Annotated in this window: 8 protein-coding genes; 3 read left to right on the top strand and 5 right to left on the bottom strand. The window is 37.5% G+C overall.

Annotated features, from left to right (window positions below; all coding sequences use genetic code 11):
* Window positions 1–203: 203 nt before the first annotated feature.
* Window positions 204–1,229, bottom strand: coding sequence for an LLM class flavin-dependent oxidoreductase (locus FFS26_RS22170; RefSeq protein ID WP_110011800.1), 1,026 nt, complete (start codon window positions 1,227–1,229; stop codon window positions 204–206).
* 383 nt (window positions 1,230–1,612) lie between these two features.
* Window positions 1,613–3,751, bottom strand: a complete 2,139-nt coding sequence (locus FFS26_RS22165) for a S9 family peptidase (protein WP_110011801.1) — start codon at window positions 3,749–3,751, stop codon at window positions 1,613–1,615.
* Between the two features lie 427 nt (window positions 3,752–4,178).
* Between FFS26_RS22165 and FFS26_RS22160 the strand changes: the two genes are divergently transcribed.
* Together FFS26_RS22160 and ygiD are read left to right on the top strand one after the other, a co-directional pair.
* Window positions 4,179–4,691, top strand: coding sequence for a YceI family protein (locus tag FFS26_RS22160; protein WP_110011802.1), 513 nt, complete (start codon window positions 4,179–4,181; stop codon window positions 4,689–4,691).
* A gap of 79 nt (window positions 4,692–4,770) precedes the next feature.
* Entirely contained in the window at window positions 4,771–5,598 is an 828-nt protein-coding gene (ygiD, locus tag FFS26_RS22155; protein ID WP_110011803.1) for a 4,5-DOPA dioxygenase extradiol, read from the top strand.
* Between the two features lie 69 nt (window positions 5,599–5,667).
* On the opposite strand, the gene FFS26_RS22150 is transcribed toward ygiD, so the two are convergent.
* The 3 genes from FFS26_RS22150 to hutH form a co-directional block, all read right to left on the bottom strand.
* Window positions 5,668–7,149 carry a S8 family peptidase gene (locus FFS26_RS22150; protein WP_137906176.1) on the bottom strand — a complete coding sequence of 494 codons (1,482 nt, stop codon included), beginning with the start codon at window positions 7,147–7,149 and terminating at the stop codon, window positions 5,668–5,670.
* Between the two features lie 91 nt (window positions 7,150–7,240).
* Entirely contained in the window at window positions 7,241–7,687 is a 447-nt protein-coding gene (locus FFS26_RS22145) for a GNAT family N-acetyltransferase (protein WP_137906175.1), read from the bottom strand.
* Window positions 7,688–7,775: 88 nt separating this feature from the next.
* Entirely contained in the window at window positions 7,776–9,263 is a 1,488-nt protein-coding gene (gene hutH, locus FFS26_RS22140; protein WP_110011806.1) for a histidine ammonia-lyase, read from the bottom strand.
* Window positions 9,264–9,393: 130 nt separating this feature from the next.
* Here hutH and FFS26_RS22135 point away from each other — a divergent pair, with 130 nt between their 5' ends.
* Window positions 9,394–10,155, top strand: a complete 762-nt coding sequence (locus tag FFS26_RS22135) for a hypothetical protein (protein ID WP_110011807.1) — start codon at window positions 9,394–9,396, stop codon at window positions 10,153–10,155.
* Window positions 10,156–10,275 lie beyond the last annotated feature (120 nt).

Raw genomic sequence — 10,275 nt, 5'->3', positions numbered from 1 at the left:
AATAATGGGCTTTTAGATATGCAAAAAAGGAAACCGCATTAGTCTCCCTTTTCAATTTTCTGTATCATATAAAAGCTTACTTCATTTTGTAGCGAATGTATTGTTATAGCACAGATTGTTTAATACTACCTTTAAAACAACAAAAGCCACAAAAGAAACAGATCTTTCGTGGCTTTCACTTTCACACCTCACAAACTTTCCTGTTACAGTCCTTTTATAACAGGCTTCACTTCATTTCCAAACAATTCTATCGATTTCATCATCACATCATGAGTAGGATCTCCTACATCCATGTGGCCGATAAATCTTGTAATTCCGAAAATTTCTTTCATATAAGCAATCTTGTCTGCTACTTCCGCCGGACTTCCGATAAATAATGCACCATCTTTACTTCTTCCACCTTCATATTGTGCTTTTGTATAAGGAGCCCAACCTCTTGAAACTCCAATTCTGTCCATCTGTGATTTATAATTATGGAAATATCCATCCACTACTTTCTGATCATCACTCACAAAAGTATGGGAGTGAATTGCGATCTGCATTTTTGAAACATCATGTCCCGCTTTTTGGTATTCCTGCTTATAAAACTCGATCAGATTTCTGAATTGAACAGGCATTCCTCCAATAATAGCTACCACTAAAGGCATTCCAAGCTGCGCTGCACTCAAAACAGACTGCGGCGTTCCCCCAACGGCTCTCCAGATGGAAAGTTTTCCGTCATTTTTTGCTCTTGGGTATACCGTCTGATTCTGCATCGGTGCACGAAGTTTTCCTGACCAGCTTACATTTTCTTCAGAATTGATCTTCAGTAATAATTCCAGTTTTTCATCAAATAGCTGTTCATAATCATTCAGTGAATAGCCATACAACGGAAATGATTCGATGAAACTTCCACGTCCGACAAAGATCTCTGCTCTTCCGTCTGAAATAAGATCCAGTGTTGAAAAATCTTCATATACTTTTACTGGTTCTGAAGAACTTAAAACAGTCACTCCACTGGCCAGTTTTATATTTTTTGTAATGCTTGCTGCTGCTGCCAAAACAATCTCCGGAGAGGAAACAGCATAATCCGGACGGTGATGTTCTCCCATAGCAAAAACATCAATTCCTACCTCATCCATCAATTTTACCTGATCCAGTATTTCACGGATCTTAATTCCTGCATCTCTATATTTTCCGGTTGACTGGTCTAAAGCCAGATCTCCGAACATTCCTATTCCTAATTCCATATTGTTGATTTTAGTGATACAAAGTTACCACTATGGAAAACCAAAAACATTGATGTTTGTTAAGATCGAAAAGTTACTTTTTTAAAACACAAATAACACTAATGTATCACTAATAACACGAGAGTGTCATTGCGAACAAAGCAAATTGTGCTTTTGTTGGAAAACGCAAAGGCGCAAAAAGATCTTTATCTTTCTGTTTAAGGCGCAAGAAAATCGAAGATTTTCAACAAAGATTAGTTCTTATAGTATTAGGGATTATAAAATTTTATCGCAGATAAAATCTTTGTGCCTTACGACATAATCCATTAATAATCTTGTGCCTTTGCGTTTTCCAAAAGATTAGCAAAAACAAAAAATCCAGCCGTTCCGGCTGGATTCTATTATTATTTCTTCAGATATAAATCAAAATAATCTGTAATCTTCTGCATCAGGTGAACTCTGTCTTTTCCGATTACATTATGCGGATGTCCCGGATAAGTAAAGTAATCCAGCTGAACTCCGTTATCAACAGCAGATTTGATGAATTTAATAGAATGCTGCCATACGACTACGTCATCCTGAGCGCCGTGGATCATCAGTAATTTTCCTTTCAGGTTCTGAACTTTATCCAATAGATTTGCAGCCGCGTAACCTTGTGGATTTTCCTGCGGAGTATCCATATATCTTTCTCCGTACATGATCTCGTACATACTCCAGTCGATTACAGGTCCTCCTGCTACTCCTACTTTGAATACATCCGGCTTACGAAGCATGAAACTTGTTGTCATAAATCCTCCGAAACTCCATCCGTGAATTCCCATTTTATCCCCGTCTACATAAGGAAGAGATTTTAAGTAGTCTACTCCTTTCATCTGGTCGTTCATTTCTGTCGTTCCCAGATTTCTGAATACAGCCTGCTCAAACTTCATTCCACGGTTAGAAGAACCTCTTCCATCCATTGTGAAGATGATGTATCCGTTCTGAGCCATATATTCATACCAAAGGTTTCCTGAAGCCGGAAAGCTATTCGTGATCAGCTGTAAGTGGGGTCCGTTGTACAGATAAACAATAGTCGGATATTTTTTGTTCGGATCAAAATTGGTTGGAAGGATAATCTTTCCGTACAAAGGAGTTCCGTCATCAGCCTTTAACACTACGTTTTTAATTTCCGGTCTCTGATAATTTTTTAATGGATTTTCAGAAGTAAGGATATTCGTAGCTTTTAAATTCGCTGTATTGATAATGTTGGCAACTCTCGGTGAATTCGCATTGCTGTAAGCATCATACAGATAATTCCCATCGCCGCTCAAAGTTCCGATGTGCATTCCTTCTGCATTATCAAGCTTTTGCATTTTGAAGTTGGTCCAGTTGATTCTGTATAAATGTCTTTCCAAAGGAGTCTCTTTTGTTGAGGTGAAGTAGATCTCCTTTTTCTTTTCATTGAATCCTAAAATATCAGTTACCAGCCAATCTCCTTTTGTAATCTGAGCTACAAGTCCTTTTTCAAGACTATAATGGAACAAATGATTATATCCTGTTCTCTGGCTCTGCCAGATAAAGTCCGTATTAGAATTCGGGAAGAAAGTAAGTGGGTGTTGCGGCTCTACATATTTGCTGTCTGTTTCTTCAAATAATGTTTTTACCAATTCTCCTGTTACAGCATCATACTGATTCATTTTCATATGATTCTGGCCTCTGTTCAAAACCCCTACAAAGATGTACTTTGAATCCGGACTCCAGGTAACAGCCGTCAGATATTGATCTTTTTCGCCTTCCACTTTTAAGAACGTAGTAGATTGGGTTTTGATATTGAAAACGCCTAATGTCACCTGATGAGAAGTCTGACCAGCCATCGGGTATTTGATATTGTGGTTTACAGCAGGTGTTACAGACCAATCGATGATCGGGTAATCTGCTACCATGCTCTGATCCATTTTATAGAAAGCTACACTCTCAGAATTTGGGGCAGGAAAAATTCCGGTATCAATTCCGAATTCATTTCTATGAACTGCCTGACCACTGATTATATTTTCGTTGGCTTCGTTAGTTACAGCAATCGTTTTTCCGCTCTTGTTTACAAACAAATTATTCTTTACTGTGAAGGCAAAAGTATGGCCATCACCAAACATCTTAACATTGGCAGCATCCTGATCAATCGCAGCTGTGCTTTTTATTTTCCAATCGTTTCCGGATTTTTCAATCCATGACATTTTACCACCGGTAGTAAAATAGGCATTAGAATTCCCTGTGAATCTAATAGCAGGAACGGCTTTCAGTTTATCATTTGTAAACTGTTTATTCAATTGGGTAAGAGATACCAGAGTATCCTGTTTGTTGGTTTTCAAATCTGTAATCAGATAACCGCCTTTTACTGCCTGAATGTATGATTTCCCGTCTGCAGACCATGAAAACTGGGAAATATTTTTCACAGCAAGGTTGGTCCTCATCCCATTTACAGCCTCCGCCATGGTAAACTTCTGGGTCTGGGCAAATGCTGAACTGCCTAAAACCAGCATCAATAAAGAAAATTTATGTAAGTTCATTGTATAAAATTGAATCCTTCAAAAATAAGAAATAAAAATCATTCGTTAAGAAATGTTAAATTAAAACATTCATAAAATGGAATTCATGTATTCAAAGGAATTATTCCTTAACTTAATAGTAGAATTTTTAACGGGATTAGGATAGGTGAATTGTGAATAGTCAATCCGCTACGCTGTCAATTTGATATTGAAATAAATTCACCATTCACTTGCGAAGCGAAATTCACCATTTATTATTAAATGAGTCAATCATGAACTGTCAATCCGCTGCGCTTGTCAATTGGATGTTGGAATAAATTCGCCATTCCTTGCGAAGCAAAATTGACGATTGACAAAAAAACTCATTTCTTATCCTATATCAATGACTTGTATAGGTACGCTGTCCTAAATTTGCATTATTAATAACAAACAAAAAATACGAAATACAATGGCAACAAAATGGATTTTAGACCCTACGCATAGTGAAATTACTTTCAAAGTAAAACACATGATGATCTCTAACGTAAAAGGAAGCTTCAGAACTTTCACTGCTGAAATTGACTCTGAAGATGAGTTTTTTGCAAATGCTAAAACTACTGCTACTATCCAGACGGATTCTGTATTCACCAACAATACAGACAGAGACAATCACTTAAAGTCGGCGGAGTTCTTCAATGCTGAAGTTCACCCTACGATCACATTTGAATCTCAGGCATTAAACAATACTGTTGTAGGTAATCTTACCATCAATGGAATTACAAAACCTATAACACTTGATGTAGATTTCGGAGGAATTAATGTAGACCCATGGGGAAATACAAAAGCAGGTTTCTCTTTTGAAGGAAAAATCAGCAGAAAAGATTTCGGACTAAACTGGAATGCAGCTCTTGAAGCAGGAGGTGTAATGGTAAGTGATGATGTGAAAGTAGCTGGTGAATTACAGTTTGTAAAACAAGCATAGTAAATAACATATATTACAAAAGGTTCAGGGATTTTCTAAAAGCCTTGAACCTTTTATTTTTTTATAATCTTCAATATTTATGAACCTCAACGATCTTCAAAACATAAGCGACGGTTTTAAAAGCACACAGAGAATGCCTGTTTTATTTCTTGGACATGGTTCACCAATGAATGCCATTGAAGAGAATCAATTTGTACAGGGTTTCCGGAAAGCAGCCTCAGAAATTCCAAAGCCCAATGCAATTCTTTGTATTTCTGCCCACTGGTATACGGACGGAACTTTTGTAACGGCTATGGATATGCCGAAAACCATTCATGATTTTTACGGTTTTCCCCAAGCCCTTTTTGATGTGCAGTACCCTGCTCCGGGAAATCCCGAACTGGCAAGAGAAACTGCAGAGTTACTTCTTCCTGTAGATGTGGAAGAAGATCATAGCTGGGGACTTGATCATGGGGCTTGGTCTGTGATCAAACATATGTATCCTGATGCAGATATTCCTGTTATCCAGCTGAGTATTGATTATACCAAACCTCCTCAATATCATTATGATCTGGCAAAAAGACTGAACAAACTTCGTGAAAAGGGTATCCTGATTATCGGAAGCGGAAATATTGTTCATAACCTTCGTCTTATCGACTGGAAAAACATCAATACAGTAGGAGCCGGCTGGGACTGGGCAGTGGAAGCCCGTGAAAAAACCAACAACTGGCTTCTGGATGGCAATTTTCAGAATATCATCGATTATCAGAAACAGGGAACTTTCTTACAATATGCTGTTCCAACTCCCGATCATTATCTTCCTTTATTGTATACTTTAGGATTAAAAGATCAGTCTGAACAGCTTAATTTATTCAATGATGAGCTTATCGGCGGATCATTGAGCATGACAAGTGTAAGGATCGGATAAACCTTCTATATAAAAACAAAAAGGAAATACCTCAGCTGAGATATTTCCTTTTTTTATAGGGTTATTATTTTATTGTACAGCTTTTAAAACATTGATATTTCCATAGCCATAGCTTGAATTAACATTTGGATAGTAGGTTGCAGACTGTCTCATTTTAGTAAGAACCTGATCTCTCGTCCATGATGGATTTTTAGCCCAAACCAACGCTGCAATTCCCGCTGTAGCTGCTGTAGCCACTGAAGAACCACCCACATAATCTGCCTGACCATTGTAATAGCTCAATACAGGAACGGTATTTCCTGAAGATCTCTCCATCTGGAAGGTAAAGTCGATCTGGCTTCCGGAGTGGCATACATCACACTTCTGATTGGAAGTATTTTCTTTTACTCCTGTTATAGCCTGAGTTTCCGGCATGGATGCAGGGAAAATTACTCCGACAAAACTAGTGAAACTGGTAGAAGTACCTCCGGCGCAGAAAATAAGTTTTCCTTTAGAATAAGCATATTTCACTCCGTCTTCAATTTTTCCAACGGAAAAGATGTGTCCCATCGACATAGAAATGATTTTTACATTGGTATTGTTACCCAATTCAGTGAAAGCCGTTTTTACAGCAGTTTGCTCACTGGATGTTTCAAGAACAACATTTTCTGCAGCTCTGTAAGCGATCAGATTGGCATTATAAGCTACTCCTACAGGTAATCCTGCATTATTTCTCGGAGCTGCCATTACGGAAGCCATTTTTGTTCCGTGTCCGCATTGATCTCCTGATCCGTCAGAATTATATACTCCATATTTACTGATTGTTCTTCCTGAAGAAGCACCATTATTAAAACTTCCTCCCAATAAAGTCTGTTCAGGAGAAACTCCGGTATCAATAAGCCCGATGGTTACGCCTGCTCCGGTACTATAACCCCAAGCTTCAGGAATGCTGTGTTTAGTAAAAGCCCACGGTATTTTTGCACCTGGCGTTGTTGAGGTATAGTCTGCAGTACTTAATGCAGATGATGAAAATCCACACCCTGACGAACCGCTTCCTGAAGATTTTGCAGCTGCATTATATTGAGCTTCAAATTCAAAATAATGATAATCTGCAGGTTCTACATATCGGATGTTTTTCATGTGTCGAAGAACGGTAATGGTTTCCTCATTTTCAATGACAACATCCATCTGATTAAGATACTGATCTGAAAGAAGAAGGAAATTTCTTTCGTCTTTTCCTTCATACTTTTTGATCACAGAAAGAACTTCTTTTTCGATATCATTGCTGTTTGGAGATTTACTTCTGTCGAAATCATCTTTAGAAGTTCCAAAACCGATCGATACCATTTTATTTCCACGGAAAATAGCACTCCATACGAAATGATCTGATTCATTCTTCCAATTGAAAGTACCGTCCGTTTTAATCGCCTGATTGATCCTTTCGTTGATTTGTTTTGCAGTCAACGGATCTTTCTGAGACATTTCGGTTTTTACATTTTCGTTCTGAAGATCTTCTCTGGTGCACGAGTTTAAGGCAAAAAATATTGCCAGTAGGAATACAGTTTTTTTCATATGTTATAATTTTGGTTGGAGCCACAATATAACACTTTAACGGGAATTAAAAACTTTAAAAAAGTAAATTTACCATTACAGGAATATTAAATTATAGTGCTTTTTCATAACACACACTCTGCTCAACTCCAATGTATTGCCCATAATTAGGTATTCTGTTAAACCCGCTTTTTTCGTATACTGAAATTGCATTTTTGAGGTCCCGGGAGGTTTCCAGGACTGCTTTTTTAAAATTTAGTTCTGCAGCCCAGTTTTCAAGTTCTTTTACAATGGCAGAGCCTAATCCTTTTTTTCTGAATTCCGGATGGGTAAACATTCTTTTTATTTCTACGGTATCTTCTGAAAATGGTTTGAATGCTCCGCAAGCGGCAGGAATATCATCTATATAGACTACGATACAGTTTTTGATAGTATCTATTGTATTGAACTGAGCAAAGAAGTCATCATTTTCTCCATTATGTTCGGATAAAGTAGCGTCAAGGGATTTAACCAGATTTTGAAAATCTTTATGGCTGGAATCTGTTCTGAGTATATTCATCTAGTTGATTTAACGATTTAAAAATTGAAGGATTTAAAGATTTGTGAAAACAAAAAGCTCCCTTCCGGAAGCTTTCAAGTATTTTGTATTAGTTGACAACAAATTTTCGTTCGTTAATCAATTCTGCAATGGCCAGCATATCTTTACCGATAAGTCTGTCATCTTCAAGCTTGGCAACTTTAGAACGAAGAATCGCAAAGTTTTCTTCAATTATTTTAGAGCATTTCGCAGGTCTTCTAAATTCAAGTCCCTGAGCAGCAAACATCAGCTCAACAGACAGAATATTCACAAGATTTCCCAGAACCTGGTTAAATTTTCTTCCTGAAATACTTCCCATAGAAACATGGTCTTCCTGTCCTAAACTTGTTGGAATAGAATCTGCCGACGCCGGGAAGCATAATGTTTTATTTTCTGTAACCAAGGCTGCTGAAGTGTACTGAGGGATCATAAATCCGGAATTCAATCCTGAGCTTTCCGTTAATAATCTTGGAAGTCCATATTTTCCTTCTAATAATAAGTAGCTTCTTCTGTCTGAAATATTCCCTAGCTCTGCAGCTGCTAATGTAGCATAATCTAAAGGTAATGCCATTAGCTGTCCGTGGAAGTTTCCACCTGAAATAGATTCTTCAGCACTTAATACGATCGGGTTATCGGTAACAGAGTTCAATTCTGTTTCCGCCATTCCTCTAAGGTGTTCAAAAGCATTTCTGCTGGCTCCGTGAACCTGTGGTACACATCTCATGGAATAAGGATCCTGCACTCTTTCACAGTCTTCGTGAGCTTTCAAGTTTTCTGATCCCTTTAAGAACTTAAGCATTCTTGCCGCTACTTTTTTACTGCCTTCAAACGGTCTGATATCGTGAAGTTCTTTTTTGAAAGGGCTTGCAGAACCTCTGTACGCTTCAATACTCATGGCTGCCGTCATATCCGCCAGGTCCAGTAAGTATTCAAATTTTTCAAGTCCTTTAATGGCATGGGCAAGGATAAACTGTGTTCCGTTGATCAGCCCTAATCCTTCTTTCGGACCTAAAGCCAGCGGTTCAAGGTCATGCTTTTTCAACACTTCCATGGTATCGGAAACCTGATCTCCTTCCCAAACCTGTCCTAAGCCAAGTAAAGGCAATACGAGATGCGCTAATGGAGCAAGGTCTCCGGAAGCTCCTACAGATCCCTGTTCAGGAACCACAGGAATGATATCTTTCTCAAGCATGAGAATCATTCTTTCAATAACCTCCAGGGAAACTCCCGAAAATCCTTTAGAAAGAGCATGTACTTTAGCAATCATCATGATCTTGGAAAGTTCTTTATCAATCGGTTTTCCTACACCTACCGCATGAGAAATGATCAGGTTATATTGTAACTGAGCGGTTTCATCCGCTGAAATTTTAGTATCACATAATGGTCCGAATCCTGTATTGATTCCATATACGCATCTGTCTGACTCTACAATTTTCTGTACGTTTTTCTGAGATTTTAAAATTTGTTCTTTTGCAGCTTTGTTCAGCTTCGCTTTATTTGGCTTTTTACAGATTTCCAGAACATCATGGAAAGTAAAAACATCTACCCCGTATATCATTTCTAAAAAATTTCCTTAAAATTACGCATTTAACAATAATTGGAAAAGCTAAATTTCAATCTTCTATATTTTTACAAAACAAGCGAATTAATTTACTACTTTTAGCCCCGAAAATTAAAAACAATAACACATGAGACTGAAAACTCTACTCCTTGCTTTATGTGTAGCAAGCACAGCTGCTTTCGCCCAGAAAGTAAAATATTCAAAAGAAGAAAGAAAAGAAATGAACCGCTATCTGTTTAACGAAGGTTTCAATACTGCAACAGATAAAAAAGTTTCCACCATTATTTTAAAAGATAATACAGAACATCAGGGTTACAGTAAATCCTGGGAAAAACAGAGGGGACAGATTCTTTCCATCACCATTGAGGATGTTGATACCAGAAAGCCAATAAAATTTGAGGCAGCCGATATTGCTGAAATGTATTTATATGCGACAGAGACTGAAAAGTCGATGAAAGCGGCAAAGTTTATTTCAAACATGAGAAATTACAGTACAAAAAAATATGGCAAATCTGTTACCGACGATGCCATTCCTTACGAAAACCAGATTGTTTCTTTAAAAAACAAGAAAGAGCCCAGAGCTTTTTTAATGCAGGTGATCAATCCTGAATTTAATGAGCTTATTACGGTTTATCATGATCCGTTTGCTTCAGAAACAGTGAGTACCGGGTTTGCCGGTGCCCCTGCATTTGGCGGAGGTGTTATTAAATCCTATTATGTAAAGAAAGGCAATAAAGTAATGTGGCTTCATAAAGATGATTTTGAAGATAACTATGACTTTTTATTTGGTGACAATCCTGAATTCATGAAAAAATATCCAAAAAATTCTGTAGAGTGGAATTATTTAAGCTTTCTCATCTATCAGTATACCGAAATGAACCACGGATAGGATACACTGACTAGTCCTGAAAAAGGTTGACTAGTTTAATATTTCAAATATACTTAAATCAGAGTAGGAATTTTCCTATTCTGATTTTGTTTTTTGTATGTTTTTAATTTCACGTTATTT

Source organism: Chryseobacterium sp. 2VB, from assembly GCF_005503635.1.
Lineage (GTDB): Bacteria > Bacteroidota > Bacteroidia > Flavobacteriales > Weeksellaceae > Chryseobacterium > Chryseobacterium cupriresistens.
The sequence above is the reverse complement of the archived record's forward strand: the minus strand, read 5'-3'. Positions and strand labels throughout refer to the sequence as shown.